The 22,933-nt window shown below is 58.6% G+C and carries 21 protein-coding genes and 3 pseudogenes; 11 read left to right on the forward strand and 13 right to left on the reverse strand.

The window, feature by feature from the left end; translation table 11 throughout:
* Positions 1-273: transposase (locus tag BSG20_RS15640; protein ID WP_143147488.1), on the reverse strand; the 273-nt coding region annotated here is incomplete at its 3' end.
* Positions 274-354: 81 nt separating this feature from the next.
* Here BSG20_RS15640 and BSG20_RS15645 point away from each other — a divergent pair.
* The 6 genes and pseudogenes from BSG20_RS15645 (at position 355) to BSG20_RS15675 (ending at position 4,680) form a co-directional block, all read left to right on the forward strand.
* A complete protein-coding gene (locus BSG20_RS15645; RefSeq protein WP_072379082.1) occupies positions 355-981 on the forward strand; it encodes a pyridoxamine 5'-phosphate oxidase family protein in 627 nt (208 codons plus the stop codon).
* Positions 981-1,451, forward strand: coding sequence for a nuclear transport factor 2 family protein (locus BSG20_RS15650; RefSeq protein WP_072379080.1), 471 nt, complete (start codon positions 981-983; stop codon positions 1,449-1,451). The genes BSG20_RS15645 and BSG20_RS15650 overlap by 1 nt, the downstream gene beginning before the upstream one ends.
* A 12-nt stretch (positions 1,452-1,463) precedes the next feature.
* Positions 1,464-2,313 (forward strand): annotated as a pseudogene (locus tag BSG20_RS15655) (alpha/beta fold hydrolase).
* 88 nt (positions 2,314-2,401) lie between these two features.
* The gene (locus BSG20_RS15660) at positions 2,402-3,220 is read left to right on the forward strand and encodes a GNAT family N-acetyltransferase (protein WP_072379078.1); all 819 of its coding nucleotides are present in this window, start codon (positions 2,402-2,404) and stop codon (positions 3,218-3,220) included.
* A 238-nt stretch (positions 3,221-3,458) separates the two neighbouring features.
* Positions 3,459-4,250 (forward strand): SDR family NAD(P)-dependent oxidoreductase, encoded by a 792-nt coding sequence (locus BSG20_RS15670; protein ID WP_072379074.1) that lies wholly within the window; start codon positions 3,459-3,461, stop codon positions 4,248-4,250.
* Between the two features lie 217 nt (positions 4,251-4,467).
* Positions 4,468-4,680 carry a hypothetical protein gene (locus BSG20_RS15675; RefSeq protein ID WP_072379072.1) on the forward strand — a complete coding sequence of 71 codons (213 nt, stop codon included), beginning with the start codon at positions 4,468-4,470 and terminating at the stop codon, positions 4,678-4,680.
* A 211-nt stretch (positions 4,681-4,891) separates the two neighbouring features.
* On the opposite strand, the pseudogene BSG20_RS15680 reads toward BSG20_RS15675, so the two are convergent.
* Together BSG20_RS15680 and BSG20_RS15685 are read right to left on the reverse strand one after the other, a co-directional pair.
* Positions 4,892-5,125: pseudogene (locus tag BSG20_RS15680) on the reverse strand (DUF6429 family protein).
* A gap of 260 nt (positions 5,126-5,385) precedes the next feature.
* Positions 5,386-7,170, reverse strand: a complete 1,785-nt coding sequence (locus BSG20_RS15685; protein WP_072379070.1) for a gamma-glutamyltransferase family protein — start codon at positions 7,168-7,170, stop codon at positions 5,386-5,388.
* 538 nt (positions 7,171-7,708) lie between these two features.
* Here BSG20_RS15685 and BSG20_RS15690 point away from each other — a divergent pair.
* Entirely contained in the window at positions 7,709-8,224 is a 516-nt protein-coding gene (locus tag BSG20_RS15690) for a ribonuclease H family protein (protein ID WP_072379090.1), read from the forward strand.
* 46 nt (positions 8,225-8,270) lie between these two features.
* Here BSG20_RS15690 and BSG20_RS15695 read toward each other — a convergent pair whose 3' ends face one another.
* Positions 8,271-8,738, reverse strand: a complete 468-nt coding sequence (locus BSG20_RS15695; protein ID WP_072379068.1) for an MEKHLA domain-containing protein — start codon at positions 8,736-8,738, stop codon at positions 8,271-8,273.
* Between the two features lie 592 nt (positions 8,739-9,330).
* Between BSG20_RS15695 and BSG20_RS15705 the strand changes: the two genes are divergently transcribed.
* Positions 9,331-10,452 (forward strand): OpgC family protein, encoded by a 1,122-nt coding sequence (locus BSG20_RS15705; RefSeq protein ID WP_072379064.1) that lies wholly within the window; start codon positions 9,331-9,333, stop codon positions 10,450-10,452.
* A 104-nt stretch (positions 10,453-10,556) separates the two neighbouring features.
* Here BSG20_RS15705 and BSG20_RS15710 read toward each other — a convergent pair whose 3' ends face one another.
* From BSG20_RS15710 to BSG20_RS15740, 7 genes are read right to left on the reverse strand one after another with little or no spacing between them, the layout of a single operon-like run.
* Positions 10,557-11,249, reverse strand: coding sequence for a hypothetical protein (locus tag BSG20_RS15710; protein WP_072379062.1), 693 nt, complete (start codon positions 11,247-11,249; stop codon positions 10,557-10,559).
* Between the two features lie 8 nt (positions 11,250-11,257).
* Positions 11,258-12,310, reverse strand: a complete 1,053-nt coding sequence (locus BSG20_RS15715; protein ID WP_072379060.1) for an ABC transporter ATP-binding protein — start codon at positions 12,308-12,310, stop codon at positions 11,258-11,260.
* A 19-nt stretch (positions 12,311-12,329) separates the two neighbouring features.
* Positions 12,330-13,172, reverse strand: a complete 843-nt coding sequence (locus BSG20_RS15720) for a carbohydrate ABC transporter permease (RefSeq protein WP_072379059.1) — start codon at positions 13,170-13,172, stop codon at positions 12,330-12,332.
* A complete protein-coding gene (locus tag BSG20_RS15725) occupies positions 13,162-14,094 on the reverse strand; it encodes a carbohydrate ABC transporter permease (RefSeq protein WP_072379057.1) in 933 nt (310 codons plus the stop codon). The genes BSG20_RS15720 and BSG20_RS15725 overlap by 11 nt, the downstream gene beginning before the upstream one ends.
* Before the next feature lie 10 nt (positions 14,095-14,104).
* A complete protein-coding gene (locus BSG20_RS15730) occupies positions 14,105-15,376 on the reverse strand; it encodes an ABC transporter substrate-binding protein (RefSeq protein ID WP_072379055.1) in 1,272 nt (423 codons plus the stop codon).
* 29 nt (positions 15,377-15,405) lie between these two features.
* Entirely contained in the window at positions 15,406-17,007 is a 1,602-nt protein-coding gene (locus BSG20_RS15735) for an FAD-dependent oxidoreductase (RefSeq protein WP_072379053.1), read from the reverse strand.
* Positions 17,008-17,020: 13 nt separating this feature from the next.
* Positions 17,021-18,052 carry a LacI family DNA-binding transcriptional regulator gene (locus BSG20_RS15740; RefSeq protein WP_072379051.1) on the reverse strand — a complete coding sequence of 344 codons (1,032 nt, stop codon included), beginning with the start codon at positions 18,050-18,052 and terminating at the stop codon, positions 17,021-17,023.
* Between the two features lie 106 nt (positions 18,053-18,158).
* Between BSG20_RS15740 and BSG20_RS15745 the strand changes: the two genes are divergently transcribed.
* From BSG20_RS15745 to BSG20_RS15755, 3 genes and pseudogenes are all read left to right on the forward strand, one after another.
* Positions 18,159-18,821 carry an SGNH/GDSL hydrolase family protein gene (locus BSG20_RS15745; RefSeq protein ID WP_072379049.1) on the forward strand — a complete coding sequence of 221 codons (663 nt, stop codon included), beginning with the start codon at positions 18,159-18,161 and terminating at the stop codon, positions 18,819-18,821.
* Positions 18,822-19,002: 181 nt separating this feature from the next.
* Complete coding sequence (locus tag BSG20_RS15750) at positions 19,003-19,668, forward strand: response regulator (protein WP_072379047.1); 666 nt, start codon at positions 19,003-19,005, stop codon at positions 19,666-19,668.
* Positions 19,661-21,069 (forward strand): annotated as a pseudogene (locus BSG20_RS15755) (sensor histidine kinase). The gene BSG20_RS15750 and the pseudogene BSG20_RS15755 overlap by 8 nt, the downstream one beginning before the upstream one ends.
* Positions 21,070-21,130: 61 nt before the next feature.
* Here BSG20_RS15755 and BSG20_RS15760 read toward each other — a convergent pair.
* Both BSG20_RS15760 and BSG20_RS15765 read right to left on the reverse strand, forming a co-directional pair.
* Positions 21,131-22,006 (reverse strand): ABC transporter permease, encoded by an 876-nt coding sequence (locus BSG20_RS15760; RefSeq protein WP_072379045.1) that lies wholly within the window; start codon positions 22,004-22,006, stop codon positions 21,131-21,133.
* A gap of 13 nt (positions 22,007-22,019) precedes the next feature.
* Complete coding sequence (locus BSG20_RS15765) at positions 22,020-22,838, reverse strand: ABC transporter ATP-binding protein (RefSeq protein WP_072379043.1); 819 nt, start codon at positions 22,836-22,838, stop codon at positions 22,020-22,022.
* Positions 22,839-22,933 lie beyond the last annotated feature (95 nt).

Raw genomic sequence — 22,933 nt, forward strand, 5'->3', positions numbered from 1 at the left:
CTCGATGTTGCGGCGCGTTTCCGCTTCCAGTCGCCGGCTGGAACGCACACGGTTGATATACCCGTACACGTAAAGCTTCAAAAGGTCGGCTGGGTCGTAACCCGGACGGCCGGTCTCCTTCGCCGCCACCCGCACGAACCCGGCGGCTTGGAGATCGAGGCCGTCAACGAAAGCCTCGATGAAGCGAACCGGATTGTCCGGCCCCACATAATCATCAACCGCTTCCGGCAGAAGCAGCAATTGAGAGCGGTCTGTTCCTGAAAGATGCGCCATGGCAAAAGCTACCACGGCAGTCTAACGTGAGGAATCCCCGACGGGGTTTTCAGACGGTCTGCCAGATTTTGGAGATCACCCATGCCGTATCATTTTTTGGAAGTTGCAATCACTCCGAATGTGCGGCTTGCACAAGCTGAAATTGGTGCCGACCAGATTTGGTTAGGCGACCACCATCGAGAATCCGACAGCTTCACCGACAGCGAACTGGCTTTCATCTCTGCACGGGACAGCTTCTACATTGCCTCTGTGTCGGAAACCGGCTGGCCATATGTTCAGCATCGCGGTGGGCCAAAGGGCTTTCTGAAAATAGTCGACAAGAAAACGCTGGCTTTTGCCGACTACAGGGGCAACCGCCAATATATCAGTACCGGAAACTTTGCCGCAAATGACCGGGCCTGTCTCTTTCTGGTGGATTACCCACGACGAGCACGCCTCAAGATCTACATGCATGTCGAGAAGCTGACACTCGATGCCGACCCGGCACTGACGGACCTTGTTTTCGACGCCGGCTACCGAGCAAAGGCAGAACGGATTTTCCGGCTGCGGCTGGAAGCCTTCGATTGGAACTGCCCTCAACATATCACACCGCGTTACACCGACCACGAGGTCGAGAAAGCGGTAGCACCGTTGCGGGAACGCTTGGCTGAATTGGAGTCGGAGAACGCAGAATTGCGTACTCGGCTCGAGGCCTTGGGAGGAAAATAATGGACGCCACAAGACCCCCATTGCCGCCCTTTTCAGGGGCTTCTGCAACAGAAAAGGTTCGGCTTGCGGAGGATGGCTGGAACACCCGCAATCCCGAGAAGGTAGCGCTGGCCTATAGCCATGACAGCCGGTGGCGCAACCGCTCCGAGTTTATAAACGGCCGCGAAGCGATTATCGGCTTTCTCACGCGGAAATGGAAACGCGAACTCGCATACAGACTGATCAAGGAGCTTTGGGCTTTTACCGACAACCGCATCGCTGTTCGCTTTGCCTATGAATGGCACAACGATAGCGGCAACTGGTTTCGGTCTTACGGGAACGAAAACTGGGAGTTTGGGACAGACCGCCTCATGCGAAAGCGCTTCGCCTCCATCAACGACGCACCAATCCAAAGCCGGGATCGCCGGTTTCATTGGCAGCTCGGCCGTCGGCCGGACGACCACGCCGGCCTCAGCGATTTCGGCTTTTAATGCGAGGACAAGATGAGAAGCCCGACCTATCACCGTATCGATATCGACGGTCACGAAGTATTCTATCGCGAAGCTGGAGATTCGACGAAACCGACGCTGTTGTTGCTGCACGGGTTTCCGTCCTCCAGCCACATGTTTCGCGATCTCATCCCTCAGCTCGCCGATCGATTTCACCTTATTGCGCCCGACATACCAGGGTTCGGCCAGTCGGCAGCGCCCGCGCGCGCGAACTTCTCGTACACTTTCGATAATCTCGCCGGCGTCATCCAGAGGTTCAGCGAGGTCCTGGGCATCGAACGGTTTGCCCTCTACTCTTTCGATATAGGAGCGCCCATCGGGTTCCGCGTTGCAATCAAGTATCCGGAGCGGGTAACGGCTATCATTTCTCAAAATGGCAATGCCTACGACGAAGGATTGAGCGACGTCTGGAACCCGATCAAGCGATACTGGTCGGAACCGACGTACGCCAACCGGGATGCCCTGCGCGAGATTATGAAACCTCTCGCCATCCGTTGGCAGTACGAACACGGTGTTTCGGATTTATCGAACGTGTCTCCCGATGGCTATTCGCTCGATGCCTTCTACATGGCGCGTCCGGATACTGAAGAAATCCAACTCGACATTGCGCTCGACTACGCGAGCAACGTGGCTCTGTATCCGATGTTTCAAACATATTTCCGCAAGTATCAACCGAGGTTCCTGGCAATCTGGGGCGACAAGGATCCATTCTTCCTGCCCGCAGGTGCGGAGGCCTTTAAACGCGATCTCCCGAACGCGGAGATCCACCTCCTCGATACAGGCCTTCGCGTTGGAGACGCATTCCCGAGAAATCGCCACCGCAATAGCCGACTTCCTGACTTAACCGCGCTCGCAACCTCAGCCTGCTTCCACCGTTGTTGACTTCGCTGCGGTGAAGTCTGTTTGGCTTGTTGATAGTTAAGGACACTACCATGGATCGCCCGTCAGCATCGCGCCAAACGGTGCCGGAAGAAGATATCATCGAAGCGAAAGCTTTTGTCGACCTGTTCATGATCGCGCCCCAGACGCTCGTCGACCAGGCTGAGTTTCGCTGCATGCAATTAGCTGTAGGTTGCGCAATATCGCTGCCCAGCGCGCCCGCCATCGGTCTCAATCGTGTGCTCGGCATTGTAGCACTTGAAGATCTCAACACGGCCTATGAATGGATGAGCAAAAAGGCAGGCCGCCGCTACTTGCAAATGAACGCTGCCACCGCTCCTCAACAGACACACGATTGGATAAGGAAACGGGGCCTTGTTCCCCAAGGTAACGGATGGGCAAAGCTACGGCGAACGGCGCCTTCTACGCCACTCATCCATTCCGGCGAGGTCGCTACCCGGCAGGTCAAAGTCACCGAAGCCGAAATCTTCGGCTCGATGATGTGCGCCGGATTTAACTTTCCGGCAAACCTGACACCGCTTTGGTCAGCGATCGTCGGGAAGGACGGTTGGAGCTGCTTTTTCGCGGAATTGGACGGCAGGCCGATTGCGACCGGCGCGATGTATACGGCAGACGGCTTTGCGTGGCTTGGCGGTGGCGCGACCGTTCCCGAGTTTCGCAATCGAGGGGCACAGAAGGCTCTCATTACCGCGCGTCTGAACCGAGGCGCCAGTCAGGGCGTTCAGACATTCGTCGTCGAAACCGCCCAGCCTTCAGCCGATGAACCGAATATCTCTCACGCCAATCTCATCGTGGCCGGATTCGAGCAGATTTATACGAGAACGAATTACCGATTTCCGGACGGTTCATAAGGGACGTCAGACACCTTAGGTCTGCGAGTCGAGCTGTTGCTGTCGTTCCAATTGTCGCGCTTGCCGGATCAGTGCTTCGAACTCTGAGAGAATGTCATCTGCTTCTGGATCAGCCTCCAAACCCCACTCCCAAGCACCGCCACCGGCCCTACCCGAAAGGATCATCGACGTCGTGGGCTGTTGCGAGACCGACCGCCAGGTCATACGTTCTGTGATCCAACCTCAGAAGGAGCAGCAGATGCAGATCGACCTCGCAGGCAAGACCGCTCTGATTACTGGATCTACCGAAGGCATCGGCTACGCGATCGCCCGCCAGCTCGCGAGGGCTGGCGCGGACGTGGTGATCAACGGACGGTCTGAAGAAAAGACCGCAAAGGCCGCCGAACGCCTGAAAGGCGAAGGTGCCGGGGGCACCGTAGCCGCCGTCGCAGCCGATGTCGCAACCGCTGAAGGGTGTGGCGCTCTCGTCGCCAAGGTTCCTCATGTCGATATCCTGATCAACAATGCGGGCATCTTCCAGCCGCTCGACTTCTTCGAGGCGAACGACGAGGTGTGGGATCGCCATTGGCAGGTAAACGTCATGTCGGCCGTCAGGCTTTCGCGTGCCTACCTTCCGGGCATGCAGAACGTTGACTGGGGTCGCGTCATCTTCATCGCATCGGAATCCGGCTTTAACATTCCGGTGGAGATGATTCATTACGGCGTTAGCAAGACCGCCGATATCGCGGTTGCCCGCGGGCTCGCCAAGCGCATGGCTGGTACGGGCGTTACTGTGAACTCGGTTCTCCCCGGCCCAACACTGTCCGAAGGCGTCGAGGCGATGCTTGCCGAAGAGCGTGCGAAGACGGGCAAGCCGATCGAGGAGGTCGCGGCGGACTTCGTCAAGAGGCATCGTGGCAGTTCGATCATCCAACGAGCTGCAAGCGTCGAGGAAATCGCCAACCTCGTAACCTATCTGGCGTCGCCTTTGGCATCCGCGACAACCGGAGCCTCCATGCGCGTGGACGGAGGACTGATCGACACGCTCTGAGGTGATCCCTCACCTCACCTGCCAGTTGTTCATACGGCGGAGCCTTCCGATCGGCCTCCCGTCTTCTTTCCAACCGCCATCTATTTTCCATCTATTTTAGACCGGACCGTCTCGTGATCTGGAACAAGTCGGACCGGGGAACCAAGCAGTTGCAATCCTGTTGAGCTGCACTCGCGCCTCGTTGGCGTTCGTCATCGACTAAACAAGGAAGACGCACATGGCTAGATACGCCGTCTATTTGAGACACGCCGTCGAGCAGGTCGGACATCTCACGATCGAAGATAATCGCTCGCTTGCCGATTTGGCAAACACTCTTCAGAGTGTTGGCTACCTCCTTACAGAGGAAGTCACGACATTGGGTGGAAGACCCGCCAGAGCGAAGCAGTCCACGATATTCCTCGGCGACGTAAGCCGAATTCAGCCCGAATAGTGAAATGCTTCTCATGCCGCGCATTCGGGACTGGCATGCGGAGCAGCCAGAATAGCGGTACCCTCACAAGCTGGCGGGACGCTGTTGATGAGGCGACAGAAGACGCAAGATCCCCAGGGCCGGCTGGCCGATGTTCTGGCTCGCATGTCCGACATCCTGGTTACACAACTCGCAGAGCTGTTGCCGTGGCATCGGAAACCGGAAACAGCGATCATCGCATCGGCCGCGTAAACAGAGCGCGGAACAATTCTTCCGACCGTCGCAAACCTTCGTCGCTCAGAACGACAGACTTCGACTTGTTTGCGGGATTTGCAATGAGGCCCTTCTGATGCAAACGGTCCATCACGCCCCAATCAAAGCCTTTTCAGGCTCGACGCTCGTCATGCAGCGTCAGCCATAGCAATGCGCGAACAGCATCGTCGATCTTCTCGTCATCGATCTCCATGCCGGAAAGATACTATGTGCAAAAGCGAAAATCCTGCGATCCTCACCGGGTGCGTAGAAGAATAATCAGCGTGGACGGAAGTCTGGCGCTGCCAACAAACAAAACGTTGAAATGACGCGATGGTCAAAAGATGCAGCAGATTCAAGGTGACGATCGACTACAGCTGAACGCCGCCACCTATTATCAAAATACCACTTTCATTGAGATTTGCTTGCCTCACCGATGACTACTCAAGTCCGCGACCAATCAGTTGCGTTTGTTTACCTGCCAACCGCGTAGGCCTGCATAAGGCGGGGGGTCGCGGCGGCCCTTAGAAGACCGTCCATGTCCCGGCGCGCTGCGGTCAGACGGCCTACGGTCCAAGGATCGGCAACCTGTATCTTGTGGCCACGCCGGCGCAGCTCGTCGAGCGTCGACGCGCCGATGCTGCTTTCGACCATGATCTCGCCGGGAGAACTGGTGCGCGGGTAGAAAGAACCCGGGAAATGCGAAGTGTGAAAGAGTGGCATGTCGATACATGCCTGCAGGTTTCTTCCGTGATGGACGTAGCGCAGAAAGAAAGGCAGCTGCCACTGATCCTGCTGATCGCCGCCAGGTGTGCCGAAGACCATCGTCGGCCGGCCCTGATATAGCGCCAGCGAGGGAGTGAGCGTCGTCCGGGGGCGCTTGCCCGGCTCAAGAGAAGTCGGCAGGCCGGGCTTCAGCCAGAACATCTGGGCGCGAGAGTTCAGCGCGAAGCCGAGGCCCGGGATGATCGGCGAAGACTGCAGCCAGCCTCCGGAAGGCGTGGTTGAAACCATGTTGCCCCAGCGGTCGATCACATCGATATGCACCGTGTCGCCACGTTTTTCGCTAAGATGCGCCATGGTCGGTTCGTAGACCGTGCCCTTGCCGCTCATTTCGGCAAGCATGGCCATGGTCACGTCGAATTGATGGTCGTAGCCTGGCACGCGGCCGGGGCGCAGCTCGAGCGAAGCTCCCTCGCCGATCAGTTTTCGGCGTTCGCTATTATAGCTTTCCGACAGCAGATACTCGGTGGGGATCTGCGCGAAACTCGGATCTCCGTAATAGACTTCGCGATCGGCGAAGGCGAGCTTCATGGCTTCAACGACGGTGTGTACGAAGTCCGGCCCAGACGGGTCCATCGCGGCGAGATCATGGCTTTTCAAAAGCGCCAGGGATTGCAGCAACACAGGTCCTTGGCCCCAGGCCGGCGTTTTAGCAATCGTCCAGTCATGGTAGTCATAGGTCAGCGGCGCCTCGACCGTGGCGCGCCAGCTTGCCATGTCATCAGCGTTCAGCACGCCCTTGTGCCTGGCTCCGCTCGCATCCATGACGGCGGTGGTGCTGACGAACCTCTCGATCGCCTCGGCCACGAAGCCCCGGTAGAAGGCGTCACGGGCGGCCTCGATCTGATTTTCCCGACCGCTCTTCGCTTCGGCCACGGCAATCACCCGCTTCCAAGTCTCCGCCAGAACGGGGTTCTTGAAGTTGCGGTTCGGCTCCGGCGCGCTACCACCCGGCAGCCAGGTTGCGTGGGAAGTCGGCCATTCCTTCTCGAAGAAGCCGCCCAGTCTCTTGATTGTCGCAGAAACCGCCGCAAGCACGGGATGGCCCTCTTCGGCGTAGTAGATCGCCGGCTCGAGAATATCCCGGATGCTCATCGTTCCGTAGTCGCGCAACATCAGCATCCAGCCGTCGAAGGCGCCGGGAATAACCGTCGCCAGCAAGCCGTCGCCGGGTATCAGGTTCAGGCCTTCGGAGGTGTAGTGCTCGATCGTCGCACCGGCCGGTGCCGGTCCCTGGGCGCAGATGACCTCGACCTTGTCCTTTTTCTTCGAATAGAAAATGGCGGGCATGTCGCCGCCGGGGCCGCATAGATGCGGCTCGACGATCTGCAGCACGAAGCCGGTGGCGACAGCCGCGTCGAAGGCGTTGCCCCCCTTCTCCAGGATCGCCATGCCAACCGAAGACGCGATCCAGTGGGTCGACGTGACCACTCCGAAGGTGCCGAGGATTTCCGGTCGTGTCGTGAAGCTAGTCATCGTATTAAGTCCTCAGGAATATGCTTGCCGGGCGATTTATGGTGTCTTCAGGATCCCAGGTTTGTGCAAACAAAGGCGTGGATGACCTGGCAGAACAGATAAACGGGGCCTGGGCAGGTATGCTGATCGATCAAGCACAAGTGGGCAGACGTGAGCGGCCATCTTGTAATAGCCATGCTCGTCTCATATCAGATTTGACTATGGTTCCAAAGAATTGATGCTTTCTATACGCCCGGTTTCGTCGTCAAAATACAAGTAAAAATTGCATTGACAACTTGAATCTTTGAGGGGTCGGGAAGCCCCCACGGACGTCGGTTGCAGCCTCTTTGCCTGTTGGTGCTGGAACAATGGGATAGAGGGCGCGCTAGCGCTATCATCGGAGCACGCTCGTCATCCTGAGGAACTTCACGACGGAAGTTCTCACGATTAACGGCTCATGAACGATTACTGCACTCGTTTCCTCGGATGGCGGCGAAATGGGGACTGGCTGGAAGGGAACGTTCCATCTATGATTCCTTCTGAGACGACGGACAATTGCATGGAAGCGACGGAGAGTTCTCAAACATGGATAGGGGTACCCCGCCAGGGCCTTCATGTTTTTGCAGACGGTTGCTGCGAACCGCGCTCCAGTCAGGGCGGATGGGCCTTTGTGGCCTACCGCAACGGCGTGGAACTCGCGTTCAGCTTCGGCGGCTCGCTAAACAGCACAAACAACACAATGGAGTTGCTGAGCCTGTTCAACGCCGCAGACTGGATCAATCGCGAGAGTACCAATGAAAGGGCTACCGTCTGGTTAGACTCCATTTACGCAGTGAAGGGCTGCAATATCTGGAGACCGATCTGGAAGAACAACGGCTGGCGGAAGGTGCGTGCGAATGCCAAGGCGAGAAACCGAAAAATAGCCGATGCAGAGCTTTGGCAGAACGTTGATCGTGAGCTCTCACGAAATCCACTCATCACCATAGCTTGGTGCAAGGGTCATTCGGGAATTGATGGCAACGAACGGGCGGACAAGCTCGCAGATCAAGGCCGGCGATCATTCCTTAAGACCTAATTCATGCGATGCGTCACGATGGAGACGGGCAACTCCATACTGTTGCCTAGACGTCGGTCCAGCTAAAAAAAGTTGCGGCCTGGCCCCTCGTCCTGCCGTGCTCATCGAGAAGCTGCCAAACAATCCCATTCTCCATCCAGAAGTGTTTTCCAGATCTGGTGACGCGCAGCCCTCGGTAGTCGGCAATGTAGCCTTGCCGTGCCACCGCATCGAGGAGCCGCTGCCGCTCCTGTCGGTCCGGCGCCTCAGCGGACAATCGCGACGGCAGCTTCGTGAACTCGTCCCATGTATATCCGAAGCGCGTCTGGGCGGCGATGTTGGCATAAACGAAAAGCGGATCAGGATCAGTATTGTGGGCCAGAACGACAAAAGGCGCTGCACGATAGAGCCAGTCGGGGCCTTGCTCCGACGGAACAAGCGGCTTGCCGACGAGCCGCTGAAAGCTGCCGGTCAACAGTTTGAAGAATTCCAAGTCGCCGGCTAGACCGGCCGACTCGGGGTGCTGATCTTCCATAGTTTCGGTCCCTCTGCGAGGCATGGGCGGGCGCCGGACATTGCCGCCCACAAAGTGGGACAGCTATGACGGATTGGAAACAAGGTCTCACACGTCAAAGCAAAGCAATCCCGATAACGTTCTAGGCGTCAAACAGCGACGACGGCAGCTCGACAGTGAATCGGCTCGCTCCTGCAAGACGGATTGCAACTGCTTCTCGCAACAGAGCAAAGCGCAGTTCCAACGCCGTGGTCTCCGGCGATCTCGGCAGCTGGCTCAATTCCACAGCGAAAAGGTCAAACTCCCTTCCCAACGCGGTTTCATCAAAAAGTGCGTTCACGTGTTCACGACCGATCGTTGATTTGAAGACTCACTCGGCCACCGGCTTACAGCCAGCGATAAGACCGCGCCCAACTGTCGTGCGGGCATGCTGAATATCCAATGAACCAGCTTGCCGCACGGTGTAGCAAATTGGAACGAGTGGGGTGCGAGCCTGGATCATTTCCTCGTACTCAAACCAATATGAACCACTCGTTCACATGGCCTTCAGGTAGCCACCGCTAGCTTTGGTTCATCGTCATTAATCACTATGAATCTTCGGGACAATTTAGCAATGCCTTATCCTGCCACTGTATCGGCCGGCCGTGATCCGCGTCTTGATTTCTTTCGTGGCGTTGCCTTGGTGATGATTTTCGTCAATCACGTGCCGGGAAATTTCCTTGAAGGCATCACCTCGAAGAATTTCGGTTTTTCCGATGCAGCCGAAGCCTTCGTGTTAATGTCAGGCATGTCCGCCGGGCTGGCCTATTCGAGTGCCTACGCGCGGGACCGCGTGCAAGCGATCGCCCGTGTCCTTCGCCGTGCTCGTCACCTCTATGGCGTCCACCTATTGACGACGGGCTTGGCGGTTATCATTCTCATGAGCGCTCACCACTTCCTGGGGACCGCTGCGCTGTCAGATCGCGTCAACCTAGAAGCTTATCTGAGCGCTCCGTGGATGACGACCCTTGGCGTGGTGGCGATGACGCACCAGCTCGGCTACTTCAATATTCTGCCTTTATACATTCTGCTGCTCGCCGCTACACCAGTCTTTCTGGCAATCGCCTCGTCCAGCAGATCCGCGCTATTGACTGTGTCGGTGAGCGTCTGGGCTGTCGCGGGCTTCTACAACATCAACCTTCCCAACTTTCCGACCGAAGGGATGTGGTTTCTCAATCCATTCTCCTGGCAGTTGATCTTCTGCATCGGCCTTTGCGCCGGTATGGCATCGAAGAAACGGGAGACGTTCGTCGGATACAATTCGACGCTCATGTTCGCGTCACTGGTCTATCTTGCTTTCTCGTTGTTCGTTATCCAGGGGCAACGCTACGACCTGACGAACTGGGGAGATCATCCTGCAATCCTCGTTGGCTTTGACAAGGGTATCCTGCCTCTGCCCCGCCTTCTGCACGTGCTGGCGCTGACTTACGTCATCTCACAGTTTGGGGTCTTTCGGCGGATCGCCGCTGACACACGCCTTGGCGCCGTTACGCTTCTTGGAATGCAGGGACTGGCGGTCTTTGCATGGGGCTCATTGATCTGCATAGTTCTACAGGTCATTCGCGAGGCATATACGGTTCCGCTGCTACTCGACGCGTCGACGCTCGCGGCTGGGTTGGCGGCTCAATATGCCGTCGCCAACCGCCTGCAGCAGGCCAAGATATCCTCCCGCGGCGGCCCGGCGCACGCGACATAAAAATTCACGACCCTCATCAAGCACGTCGAGCTGCATGGCCGACATTAAGGTCAATCTGGTGCGTCACAAGCAAACTACTTGCCGGCAAGACCGGGTTAGTCGGCCTAACGCCTTGCGCTCTCCACAATCAGCCGAACGGCGGCTTCCATGCTTTCTGGCGTCGTGCCGGTGACGATGACGCCGAGCAGCGGCGCGGCGATGCCGGCCGCCTTCAGTTTTGGCATGTCCTCGGGCGTGAAGTTCTTCTGGCTCGGCGCAATGACCGGAATGCCGGCCTTGGCGGTGATCTCGCTGTAGCGGGCGAGATCGGTCTCGTTGAGCGGCTTGCCATAGTCCGCGAAGGCGGCAACGGAGGCTTCCATCATTGCGCCCGGAATCTCGAGGATCTTCCGAATTTCCTCGTCGGTGCTCTTTTCGCCGAGCGCCGGCATGGGCCGGAGCTTCGATTGCAAGAGATGCGGCTGCATGTCGCTGACATAGATGTTGAAGCCCTCGAAGCCCAGATCGGCGAGCACATCCATCTCTTGCGCGCTCGGCACATTCTCCTGCCCGGCCATGACAAGCAGCGGCACGCCCAAAGTGGCGAGGTTCTCGAAAAATGCTCGCTCTTGCGCAAAGCTGCCGAAGGTGGTGCCAGTCGCGCGATGATGGGCGTTGAGATGCACTTTCAGCGCAAAGGCCCCTGCCCCCAACGCGGCCCTGGCGAGATCGAGGTCATGACGCGCAAGCGAGACGATGACCGGAAAGTCGCCACCGCGCAGCGCCTTGGTAAGTTTCGTTTCAGGATACGCAGGCATGTCTGGTCTCAATTCAGCCGTTGGCCGCCATCGGCCGCGAAGAGATGGATGTTGGCGAGTTCCGGCCGCACGCGGATCGTCGCGCCGGGCGAAAGCGACACGCGCTCGCGGAAAACGCCGGTGACCGTCGTATCTCCGAGCTTCACCGTCATCTGAGTTTCCGAACCCATCGGCTCGACGAGGATGATTTCCGCGGGCACGCCCTTGTCATCGAGGACGAAATGCTCGGGACGAATGCCGTAAACTGCCTTGCTGTCCCTGAACTCATGCGCCGCCTCCGGCAGTGGCAGCAGGATGCCTGGTGCAGCGAAACCGCTTGAGGTGATCGTACCGGTCAGAAAATTCATGGCCGGCGACCCAATGAAACCCGCCACGAACTGGTTGACCGGCCGGTCGTAAAGATCGAGCGGCGCTCCGATCTGCTCCATGCGGCCGCCGTTCAGCACGACGATCTTGTCTGCCATGGTCATCGCCTCCACCTGGTCATGGGTAACGTAGATGGTCGTGGTCTTGAGCTTCTGGTGCAGGCTCTTGATTTCGCCGCGCATCACGACGCGCAACTTGGCATCGAGGTTCGAGAGCGGCTCATCGAACAGAAACACTTGCGGGTCGCGGACGATTGCCCGACCCATAGCGACACGCTGCCGTTGGCCGCCCGAAAGCTGGCGCGGATAACGGTCGAGCAGATGCGACAGTCCAAGGATATCCGCCGCCCACTTCACCCGCTCCGCGATCGCGGCCTTGCCGGTGCCGCGATGCTCCAGCGAAAACCCCATATTCGTCGCGACCGTCATATGCGGGTAGAGCGCATAATTCTGGAAAACCATGGCGATGTCGCGATCCTTGGGATCGAGGTCGTTGACCACGCGCCCGCCAATGCGGATGTCGCCGCCGGTGATCGTCTCAAGCCCGGCGATCATCCGGAGGAGCGTGGACTTGCCGCAGCCGGACGGACCGACAAGTACGACGAACTCGCCGTCGTTGATTCCGAGGTCGACGCCGTGGATGATGTCGACGGCGCCATAGCTCTTGCGGACGCGGGAAAGGGTAACTTCAGCCATCAATCAGATTTCCGGTTCTTCAGCCCTTGAGGCCGGTATGCGCGAGCCCTTCGACGAATTGCTTCTGCGCGATGATGAAGACAATGAGAACGGGGAGCGCCGTCAGCGTCGCGGCGGCGAGCTGGATGTTCCACATGGGGCCGCCATAGGCGTCGGTGTATTGGGTGAGAGCCTGCGGCAGGGTGAACTTGTCGGCACTTGAGAGAAACACGATCGGTTCAAGGAACAGGTTCCAGGAATGCAGGAAGGTGAAAATCGCGACCGATGCAAGCGCCGGCCTGGCCAGCGGCAATGCGATCTTCCGAAAAATCTTGAAGCGGCCGAGGCCATCGACGCGCGCCGCCTCCTCCAGCTCCGCCGGCAGTGTCACGAAAAACTGCCGCATTACGAAGGTGGCGAAAACGCTCGGCGCTCCGAAGATCGGCACCAGGATCAAAGGCCAGTGGGTGTTCACCATGCCCGCCTTTAGGAACATCTGGAAGAGCGGCACGATCGTTACTTCTGACGGAATGAGAAGGCCGAGCAAGACGATCATGAAGATCGTGTTGGCGAAGGGAAATTTGATCCGCGCGAAGGCGTAGCCCGCCATTGAGGAGACGATCATGGTGCCAACCGTCACAACCGCGGCGATATAGGCCGAGTTCCAGTATTGCTTCACGAAGGGCTGCAGTTCGAACACCTTGCTGTAGGTCGTCCAGTCGTAGCTCTGCGGGATGAGCCGCGGCGGAAAGGCGAAGATGTCGCTGATCGGTTTCACGGAGGATGTCACCATCCACCAGGTCGGGAAGACGAAGGGGATGAGCAGCACGCACATCAGCCCGTAGAGAAAAGTTTTCAGACGCGGAGAGAGTTCAGCGTTCATAGAAGACAATCCTCTTGCGCATCTGCCATTGGGCAAAGGTCAGAACGGCGACGATCACGAAGAGCACGATCGACAGAGTCGAGCCGTAGCCGAAGAGATGGAACTGGAAAGCCTGCTGATAGAGGTAGTAGACAAGCACCGTCGTCGATATGCCCGGCCCACCCTGGGTCAGCACCGCAATCTGCGCGAAGACCTGCAGCGACCCGACGATGGTGATGATCGAGGTAAGCAGGATGGTCGGGCTGATCAACGGCAGTGTGATGCGGCGGAACTGCTTGAAGCGCGGCGCACCATCGATGCGGGCGGCCTCATAGAGTTCGTTCGGCACGCCCTGCAGCGCCGCGAGGAACAGGATCATGTTGAGGCCGACATTCTTGAAGACTTGTACGACGATGACCGAGATCATCGCGGTGGTTTCCTCGCGAAGCCAGTTCGGTCCCTCGATGCCGAAGACCTGCAACATGCCGTTGATGCCGCCATTCTTCTGCAGCAGGAAGCCCCATACAATCGTCCAGGCGACCAGCGACACGACGACCGGCGAGAAGAACAGCGTGCGGAAGATGGTAATGCCGGCGAGCTTTTGGTTCAGAAGAACCGCTAGCAGCAGCGCCAGCGACAGATTGAAGACGACGAGCCCGGCGGAAAAGATGCCGGTCGCGCCCAGCACTTTGAGGAGGTTGGTATCCTCGATCAGCATCTGGTAGTTCTGCGCACCCGTATAGGTGAAGGTATTGGCAAGCACGTTCCACTCGTGCAGCGAATACCAGAAGACAAGCCCGAGCGGGATCAGTACGAAGACGATGACGCCGATCAGCTGCGGGGCGATGAAGAGGAAACCGGCAAGGCTGTCACGCCGCGCGATCGTCCAGAACGGCGACGAGGAGCGGCCCTCCGGAACTGCGTTATCCTGCGCGACAGCCATCAGCTTATCCTCAGCGCTTCAAGAGCGGGCCGATCTGGCCGCAAATCTTCTGGAGCGTGCCCGCAATATCGGCATCCGGACGCCAGACGGCATCGAGGCCGGAGCGAACCGCCTGCTGGATCTGCGCGAAGCCTGTATGGCCGGGGATGACCTCGCCTGTCGCGATGCCGGCAATGACGACCTTGTCGAGCTGCTCCTGGCTGAGCAACGGATTGGTCTTCTTCAGCACTTCGGCATTGAGCAGGGACTTGCGGGCCGACGGGAAGAACTGGCTGAGCTTGGCCGAGTTTTCCGGGTTCGTCATGTAGGCGACGAATTCGGCCGCCGTCTTGGCGTTCTTGCCGGCCTGCATCACGCCGATACCTGCCTGGCCGATCAGCGCGTAATCACCGGCCGGTCCCTTCGGAAGTGGCACGAGATCCCATGAGAAGGGCTTATCCTTCGGCAGCAGCGAGGCGCGGCTGATCTGGGTGATGGTCATGGCCGCATTGCCGGCAAAGAAATCGACGTTCTCGCCAGGACCTGGCATGGCCTTCTTCCTGAAGATCGCCTCGTGGATGGTGGTCAGCGCGTCGACCATCGGCTTTTCGGTCATCGCGCACGTCTTGCCGTCAGCGCTCCAGGGCGAGGCGCCCCAGCCGTTCCAGACGGAGGCGAGATTCTGCCAGATCTGGTAGTTGAAGTCGCGGACGATCAGACCGCCCTTGCCCGTCTGGCCGACGGCCGAGGCAGTGGCGATCGCGTTATCCCAAGTCCACTGCCCGGCGGCGATTAATTCGGCGGGCGTCTTGGCGCCGGCCGCCTTGATGACGTCGTTGTTGACGAACATCGCGAACGGCGAAGTCGAGAAAGGATAGGCATAAAGCTTGCCGTCCTTCGACCAGCGCTCGGCGGCCGTGGCGCTTAGTTCGTCGAGGTTGTAACCCTTGGCTGCTTTCAGCGTATCGCTCAGCGGATAAAGCGCGCCGGAATTGACGAAGTCATAGGCCGCGGTTTCGAATATCCAGGCCATGTCCGGCGCATTGCCGCCGGCAATCTGGGTGGTGAGCGCCGTCGTATAGGTGTCGAAGGGCAGCGACTCGTAGGTCACCGTGACATTCGGATGGTCTTTCTTGAAGCCGGCGGCGATTTCGTTGAAGAGTTTGAGATGCGCCTCGTTGGCGCTCCAGATGGTCATGCGCAGGTTGACCGCTTCCTGCGCCTGGGCGATGCCGCTCCAGGCAAGCGGCACGGCGATGGCAAGTGCCGCCACGGCCGATTTGAGTATCTTGTGATAGTTCATTCCCGTTCCTCCTCCAAAGATGGGTTTGATCAATAGGCCGCGATGTCGGGCCAGCGGATTTCAATGCCTTCACGGATGAGCTCGCGCTGGAAATCGTGGAGAAGCCCATCGTCTTCCTGGACCTGAAGAGGGGTCAGCCGTTTCTCCAAGCAATAGGCCGCAAGCATGCCTGCCACTTCGCCGACGTTCCATTCAACCGGATGCAGGCGGTAGCAGCCATTGGTGATGTGGGTGGTGCCGATGTTCTTGCCGGCTGGAATGAGGTTCTTCACCCGCCGCGGCAACAGCGCGCCAAGCGGGATCTCAAATGGGCAGGATCGCACGTCAATATAGTTGTCACCGCCTGTCGAGGGATGCAGATCGATGCGGTACATGCCGATGCCGATGCTGTCACGGTAGTTCACGGCGCCCTTTTCGCCGCGCACGGCGTAGGACATGTCCTGCTCGACGACGCGGGTAACCGGCTTTATGCGACGGCTCTCGCGGATATAAGGCGCCATGGCGAGGCCATGTTCCGTCCCGGTGATATCGCCGCGCAGGCGAAGGCCGCGATAACCCTGCCCGCCGTCGACGCGGGGCGCTTCCGTCTGCAGCCAATAGAAGACCGAGTAGGAAAGATCGGCGGCAGACTTCAGGTGCTTTGCCTTTTCCTCCTCCGACACGTCGATGATCGTGCCGTCCATGTAGTCGATCATCGGCCAGTTCACGAAGCAGATGTCGGATTGATAGAAGCCCGGCTGAAAATTGCGGCGTGCCGCAATGCGCCGGAACAGCCAAAGATTCTCGTCGCCCCCACCCTTGCGCTGGTCGGCGTCGACCGCTAGCGGATCGTCATCGACATTCGGGGTGAAGGAGCGCGTTGTGAATTCCAGCGTGCGCGGATGCGGCGCGGTGAAGCCAAGCAGCCGCCCGCCCCAGAAATGCGGCTGGTATTTGCGCCAGTAGTCGTAGTTTTCCGGTTTGTCGACTGTCCAGTCGCCGTCTACGTGATCGACGGCAAAGCATACGGACACCGCCTGAACATTGTCCGGCTGCGCTTCGGACGGCGCGCTCGGCTCGCCGGTGTCAGACTGTGCCTCGAAGCCTTTCACATATTCCGTACCAGTCATAGGCAGGAGGTCGCCGAGTTCGGTCGCGTCGAGGATGTAGTCGGCGCAAACGACGATCTCGTTGCCGGTATCGCGATGGCGAAGTGTGACGGAGCGGATGGTGTCGCCCTCGACATCCGCCGCGACCGCCCGGTAAGGCTGCAGCACGTTGAGGCGACCGGCACCGCGATAGGGCATCAGCATGGCTTCCATAACTGCGAGGCTGACGCGCGGTTCGGCGCAGATCCGGCTCACCCAGCCAGCGCCGGGATTGAGGTCGTCCCAAGCGCGGGCACCCTCGGTCAACGGATAGTTGTCACGGTAATACTGGCGGATGCCGTTGCGCAGCTTGCGATAGGAGCGGGTAATCCCGAACTGCTCGACCCATGTATGCTCGTCGGACGGCACTGCCTGGCTGGTCGATTGACCACCGATCCAGTCGAATTCCTCGGTCATGATGACGCTGCATCCCGTCCGGCAGGCGCCAAGCGCGGCTGCCACGCCACCGAGACCGCCGCCGACTATCAGAATATCTGCTCGCATTTCTTTCACGTTCTCAATTCCGTTTCTTTGCGGGTCCGAGGGTTTCGCCCTCGACCGGTTCACAAGTCAGAAGAATTTGTTCGATCGGGACCGCCCCCTCGATGCGACGCACCAACATGGTGGTCGCCTGCCGGCCCATTTCCTCGCGTGGAATACTGAAGGAGGTGAACTGCACATGGCTGCGTTCGGCCCGCACGTGGCTGCCGAGCACGACAGCGGAAAAATCATCAGGCAGAGATAACCCTCGCTCGCGAGCCACCGCCTCGACGCGCACCGCGTCCGCCAGTTCGACGAAGAAGACGGCGGTCGCGCCACACGTAACAATGGCATCGAGAATTTCGCCGGCCGACCTGCCGACATCGTCGACATGCAAGACCAGCTCGGCGCCCTCGGTGATCGCCTCGGCAAAGCCGCGCCAGCGGTCGACGACGGATTCGGCCGATCCGCTGGGGCCGACATAGGCCAGCTTCTCGTGTCCGAGCGCCCTCGCCTTTTCGACCAGCGCGCGGGTGCCGGTCGTGTAGTCGCCGCCAACGTAGGGAACGGGTCCGCCAGCGTCCTCACGTCGGCCGATCGCCACGAAGGGATAATCGCCGGAAACCAGCCGCTTGAGTTCCGCGCGGTCGAATTCGCGGCCGAGCACGAGGCAGCCGTCGGCGATCCTCAGCCGGTTGCCGTCGGCAAAAATCTTGCGCTCCCGGCCGACGCCGGCGCCAGTCAGAAGCAGCAGGTCGTAGTTCTGTGCCTGCGCCTCCTCCTCGATGCCGAGCAGGAAAGGCGCGAAGAAGTCCGCCTGCTCGCTCGGGAAAGCCGGTTCATAGGTGAAGACGCCGAGGATACGGTTCAGGCCCTTGGCCATGCGCCGGGCAATCGGATCCGCCACGTAGCCAGTCGTGCGGATGACGTGCTGGACGCGCTCGCGGGTTTCTTGAGGAATGCGCGCCAAGGCTGTCGGAGCACCGTTCAACACAAGCGATACGGTTGCCTGGCTAACGCCGGCAAGCTTGGCAATATCGTGCTGCGTCAATCGCTTAGGGCCTGCCACGCGAACTCCTCCAACTTCGCCTTGACTGCTAATACGTATTAGCTGCTAATACGTATAAACAAGATTGAGCCGGTTTCTGTCAAGCGGGAAAATGAAGGAAAAATTGATGCGGTTTGGGGAGCATTTGAAATCACTCGGAATTTCCGGCACGCGTGTGTTCGGCGACAGCATTACTGCCGGCTTCAATGCCAGCCAGCCGCATCTCGCCTGGCCCGCTTTGTTTGCAGCCAAGGTCAACGGCTTCCCAATCCGTAATCACGCGATCCCCGGCACTATATTGCAGGGATCGCGCCTTGCAGACGGTAAACTGCGGCCCGACAACGGTATCGGCCGTTTCGAAAATGCGCTTCTGAATGCGCCCCACCGCGACGCGATCCTGATTCTCTATGGCTATAACGACGCCCGCTATACAGCCGCCCCGGATACGATGAACGTCCGAAACTTCACCCGCGACTACGCGAAGATGCTGGAAAAGCTGATCGAGGCCGGGCACGCGGAACGGCTAGCGATCGGCAGCCCACCTTACATCCCGGATGCCGGGCTCTCCGTCGGCAGCACCGGCTTCACAAGTCAGACGCGGATGGGTTTCGAAGGTTACGTCGAGGTCGTGCGCGAGCTGTCGCAACGCTTCTCACTCTTCTATGCACCTGTTTACGAAAGCATGAAAACTCACGGCGATGGCGACTTGGCCTCAGCCGATCTAGTCCATCCGAGCGATGCCGGACATCGCGCGATCTTTGATGCTTTCATAAATGCCGTTCGTTCATAACTTGTGTTCCTTCTTCTAAGTTCGGATCGCAGGCCGTTGATGCGTGCCCGCGCTGCCGCTATCGCTATCAACTCGTCACGACGTGGAAAAATGACAGGACGGAAGATTGTCATTCCAGGGAGTTCTGATCAGCATTGACCAATGATAGGTTGGTGGTCGCCTATTGACGTGAGCACGGAAAATGCGCCTGCTTATTGTGGAAGACAACGCCGACCTTGCTGCCTGGCTCGCGAAGGCTCTTAGACAAACACAGTACACTGTGGATATTGCGGCCGACGGCCTGGACGCCGAGCATATGCTACGTCTTGCGGCCTATTCGGCAGTTATCCTCGATCTGTCCCTACCCAAGTTAGACGGCATAACTGTCTTGAAGCAGTTGCGCCGCGCCGGCAATAAGGTGCCCGTCATCATTCTCACCGCAAACGCTAGCGTGGAGGGTCGTGTTGCGGGTCTTGATAGCGGTGCGGACGACTATCTCGCCAAGCCGTTTGAAATTGCGGAACTTGAAGCGCGAATCCGCGCGGTGATCAGGCGTGGTCATGACGTCGCCGCGCCACAAATTGCCGTTGGAGACCTGGTCCTTGACGGCAGAACGCGACAGTTTTCGCTGCGCGGGCGGCCACTACAGCTCACGCCTCGCGAACACGCCGTGCTCGAGCACCTGATAATGAAAGCGGGGGCGACTGTGACGAAAACATCCCTTTCCGAAGGGGTCTTTGGATTCGATGATGTTGCTGATCCGAGCGCAATCGAAATCTACGTCCATCGGCTCCGAAAGAAGCTTGAAGGCAGCTCCATTCAGATCGTAACGCTGCGCGGCCTTGGCTATCTGCTGCGCCATGTTTAAAGGCCCAAAATCGCTGATCCGAAGGCTGACAGGCCGAATTGCTCGGCTAAGGCGCAGCCTGCGTGTCCAACTGGTCTCACTGGTCGTCTTGACGCTAGCTGGAGCAATCTGCGTCAACCTCTATTTGAGCTTCCGCTCAGCCGCTGCTGCCGCCCAGCTCGTTACCGATCGCACTTTGCTGGCATCGGCTCGTGTCATTGCCGAGGCCGTGCACGTCGACGACAGTGGCTCCGTTCAGATCGAAATTCCCCCCGCCGCATTGGAGATGTTTGACACAGGCTTTGGCGATCAAGTCTTCTATCGAGTGACCACGCCCTGGGGTAACCTACTCTCAGGGTATCCCGATCTGCCGACGCCGCTGGTCGCGCTGAAGGGCCAGGATTTGATATTTCACGATCAAAGTATTCGAGCGCTCATGCTTGCGCATCCAGTCGTGGGCCTTGTGGGAGACGGAACGATTGCTGTGACGGTCGGTGTCACGCATGGTAGCCAATATGCAATTCGACGCCAGCTGTGGCTTTCCGATTTCGCAAACGAGCTTGCGCTTGTTCTACTGGCAGGCCTTGTCACCATCATCGGTCTCCAGAGAGGACTTTCGCCCATATTGCGTCTGCGGGACGCTGTGCGCCAACGTGGTCGTGACCGCCTCGATCCATTCCCGCCATTAATGGTACAGACAGAACTGCAGCCGCTCGTTCACGCCTTGAACGAGCATATGGAGAGCGTGCAAAATCAGATGGCGGCTCAGCGGCGATTTGTTGCCAATGCCGCTCACCAATTGCGAACCCCACTGGCGCTGATCGCGACCCAGGCCGCGGTGGCCGCCAGGGAAGTTGACATTCGGCAACGCGATGAAGCACTTCAGGCTCTACAGAAAAGCACGCGTCAAGTTACCCGGCTGGCCGGGCAGCTACTTGCTCTTTCACGGGCCGAGCCCGGAAACTTCCGCCCACGCACGGACAATATCGACTTGGCGGCTCTTACACGTTCCGTACTCGAAAATGTCGCCGAAGAGGCCTTGAAACGCAGCATTGATCTCGGTTTCGACAATAGCGGTCCAGTGAACGTGACTGGTGATGCTACTATGCTCGGCGAGTTGGTGGTGAACCTGGTCGACAACGCACTGCGCTATACGCCAGCCGGCGGCGCGGTGACCGTTACGGTCAAGTCACTGCGAAATATGGCAATCCTCACGGTCGAAGACACCGGCCCGGGAATTCCCGAAGGCGAGCGCAGGTATTCGAACGCTTCTATCGAGTGATCGGCACACAGACCGAGGGTAGCGGTCTCGGATTGGCGATCGTGCGGGAAGTGGTCGAGAGCGCCGCAGGTGTCATCGAACTTGGTGATGGAAAAGACGGAGGACTTCTTGTCCTTGTAACATTGCCGCTTGGAGTGTGAAAACCAAAAGGGCCGAGCATGTCACCCGGCCCTTTCAGCGTTCCAGCAATGCTTGGGAGGATTACTGAACGTCCATCTGCTGTGGCCGCCACTTCGCTAGGCGGTTCTCGATCACGGTCATGATTGCCTCTGCAACCAGTGTGAAGATCATGACGAGGATAATCGCCGCGAACATGCCTGCGGCATCGAAAGTGCCCTTGGCGATCGAAATCAGCTGGCCAATGCCAAAGCGGGCGCCGACAAATTCGCCAACGATCGCGCCGATGATAGCAAAGCCGAACGAAACATGCAGGCTCGCGAAGATCCAGCTCATCGCCGATGGAACGATAACACTACGGGTTACCTGCCAATTGGAGGCGCCGAGGATGCGTGCATTGGCGATCATGTTGCGGTCTGCTTCCCGCACGCCCTGAAAAGCGTTTGCGAAAACCACGAAGAATACCATGATGAAGGCGAGCGCAACCTTGGATGGCAACCCAAGACCCATGATCATGATGAAGATCGGTGCAAGCACAACGCGCGGGATCGAGTTGATCGCTTTGATATAAACGGAGAAGATATCGGAGAGGAAGCGGTTGCGGCCAAGACCGACGCCAACGAATACGCCCGCGATCGAACCGGCGAAAAAGCCGATTAACGCTTCTTGCATGGTAACCCACAGGTTATACCAAAGCGAACCTTCCGTTGTGCCGTTGAGGGCCCAGTCGTAGAGCCGTGCGGCGATGGCGCTTGGGCTTGCATAGAAAAACGGGTCGATCCAGAGCATTGCGGAGGACAGCTCCCAAAGCCCGAGTGTCGCGACGAGAATGGCGATCTGCCAGAACAAAACCGTCTGCTTGCGGCGCTTGGTGGACTTCAACGCGACAGCTTCGATTTCGGCATCAGAGGTGCCTGGGCGAAAAACTGCACGCGCCGTCTCCATAGGTACGTTTGCCATTGCTAAGACCTCCCTATGCCGCTTCGCTCGCACGGCGATAACTGGTTTCAACCTCCTGTCGCAGATCATCCCAGATGGTCTTGCAGTAGTCGATGAATTGCTGTTCGTAGCGGATTTCCGACACAACGCGCGGCCGCGGCAGGTCGATCTTGTAGACCGACTTAGCAGTTGCGGGTCCGGCGGTCAGGACATAGACCTTGTCGGCAAGTGCGACGGCTTCCTCGAGGTCGTGCGTGACGAAAACCACTGATGCCTTGCGCTCCGCCCATAGTTTCAGCAGTTCCTCGTGCATGACGGTGCGTGTCTGCACGTCCAGTGCGGAAAAGGGCTCATCCATCAGTAGGATTTCCGGCTCATTGACGAAGGTCTGAGCGAGCGAGACGCGCTTGCGCATGCCGCCGGACAGCTGATGCGGATAGTGGTTCATGAATTTTGAAAGTCCGACGCGTGCCAGCCAGCTCTTGGCCGACGTTTCCGCATCATCGCGCGGCTTGCCGCGAAACAGGGGACCAGCCATTACATTGTCGATCACGTTCTTCCAGGGGAAGAGGGCATCCGTCTGAAAGGCGAAGCCGACGCGCGGATCGATGCCAGACACAGGCCCGCCCATAAGGCGGACTTCGCCAGCACTCGGCCGCGCGAGGCCGGTGACGAGATTGAGCGTCGTCGACTTGCCGCAACCCGTAGGGCCGACCACAGCGACGAACTCACCGCGTTCGACAGTCATGTTGAAATCGCGAAGCGCTGTCAGAGACTTGCCGGTCGGAGAAACGAAGCGGCGACTCACATTGATCAATTCGATCGCTGGATCATGGGTTATATGTTCTGTCATGAGATATCCTCGCGCATGCCTGTAGGCGCGCATACAGGTGCTTTTTGTTCAAGGGAACTGGTTCCGGCTTGACCGGACGTGCAGCGAAGGGGCGC

The sequence above is a fragment of the Rhizobium tibeticum genome (assembly GCF_900110205.1).
GTDB classification, from domain to species: Bacteria; Pseudomonadota; Alphaproteobacteria; order Rhizobiales; family Rhizobiaceae; genus Rhizobium; species Rhizobium tibeticum.

What these genes read in the sequence shown, in the direction of transcription:
- BSG20_RS15660 (WP_072379078.1), top strand. Translation starts at nt 2,402, where the DNA reads ATGGATCGCCCGTCAGCATCGCGCCAAACGGTGCCGGAAGAAGATATC.
- BSG20_RS15730 (WP_072379055.1), bottom strand. Translation starts at nt 15,376, where the DNA reads ATGAACTATCACAAGATACTCAAATCGGCCGTGGCGGCACTTGCCATC.
- BSG20_RS15645 (WP_072379082.1), top strand. Translation starts at nt 355, where the DNA reads ATGCCGTATCATTTTTTGGAAGTTGCAATCACTCCGAATGTGCGGCTT.
- BSG20_RS15650 (WP_072379080.1), top strand. Translation starts at nt 981, where the DNA reads ATGGACGCCACAAGACCCCCATTGCCGCCCTTTTCAGGGGCTTCTGCA.
- BSG20_RS15725 (WP_072379057.1), bottom strand. Translation starts at nt 14,094, where the DNA reads ATGGCTGTCGCGCAGGATAACGCAGTTCCGGAGGGCCGCTCCTCGTCG.
- BSG20_RS15745 (WP_072379049.1), top strand. Translation starts at nt 18,159, where the DNA reads ATGCGGTTTGGGGAGCATTTGAAATCACTCGGAATTTCCGGCACGCGT.
- BSG20_RS15705 (WP_072379064.1), top strand. Translation starts at nt 9,331, where the DNA reads ATGCCTTATCCTGCCACTGTATCGGCCGGCCGTGATCCGCGTCTTGAT.
- BSG20_RS15720 (WP_072379059.1), bottom strand. Translation starts at nt 13,172, where the DNA reads ATGAACGCTGAACTCTCTCCGCGTCTGAAAACTTTTCTCTACGGGCTG.
- BSG20_RS15670 (WP_072379074.1), top strand. Translation starts at nt 3,459, where the DNA reads ATGCAGATCGACCTCGCAGGCAAGACCGCTCTGATTACTGGATCTACC.
- BSG20_RS15675 (WP_072379072.1), top strand. Translation starts at nt 4,468, where the DNA reads ATGGCTAGATACGCCGTCTATTTGAGACACGCCGTCGAGCAGGTCGGA.
- BSG20_RS15735 (WP_072379053.1), bottom strand. Translation starts at nt 17,007, where the DNA reads ATGCGAGCAGATATTCTGATAGTCGGCGGCGGTCTCGGTGGCGTGGCA.
- BSG20_RS15715 (WP_072379060.1), bottom strand. Translation starts at nt 12,310, where the DNA reads ATGGCTGAAGTTACCCTTTCCCGCGTCCGCAAGAGCTATGGCGCCGTC.
- BSG20_RS15750 (WP_072379047.1), top strand. Translation starts at nt 19,003, where the DNA reads ATGCGCCTGCTTATTGTGGAAGACAACGCCGACCTTGCTGCCTGGCTC.
- BSG20_RS15710 (WP_072379062.1), bottom strand. Translation starts at nt 11,249, where the DNA reads ATGCCTGCGTATCCTGAAACGAAACTTACCAAGGCGCTGCGCGGTGGC.
- BSG20_RS15760 (WP_072379045.1), bottom strand. Translation starts at nt 22,006, where the DNA reads ATGGCAAACGTACCTATGGAGACGGCGCGTGCAGTTTTTCGCCCAGGC.
- BSG20_RS15690 (WP_072379090.1), top strand. Translation starts at nt 7,709, where the DNA reads ATGGAAGCGACGGAGAGTTCTCAAACATGGATAGGGGTACCCCGCCAG.
- BSG20_RS15685 (WP_072379070.1), bottom strand. Translation starts at nt 7,170, where the DNA reads ATGACTAGCTTCACGACACGACCGGAAATCCTCGGCACCTTCGGAGTG.
- BSG20_RS15695 (WP_072379068.1), bottom strand. Translation starts at nt 8,738, where the DNA reads ATGGAAGATCAGCACCCCGAGTCGGCCGGTCTAGCCGGCGACTTGGAA.
- BSG20_RS15765 (WP_072379043.1), bottom strand. Translation starts at nt 22,838, where the DNA reads ATGACAGAACATATAACCCATGATCCAGCGATCGAATTGATCAATGTG.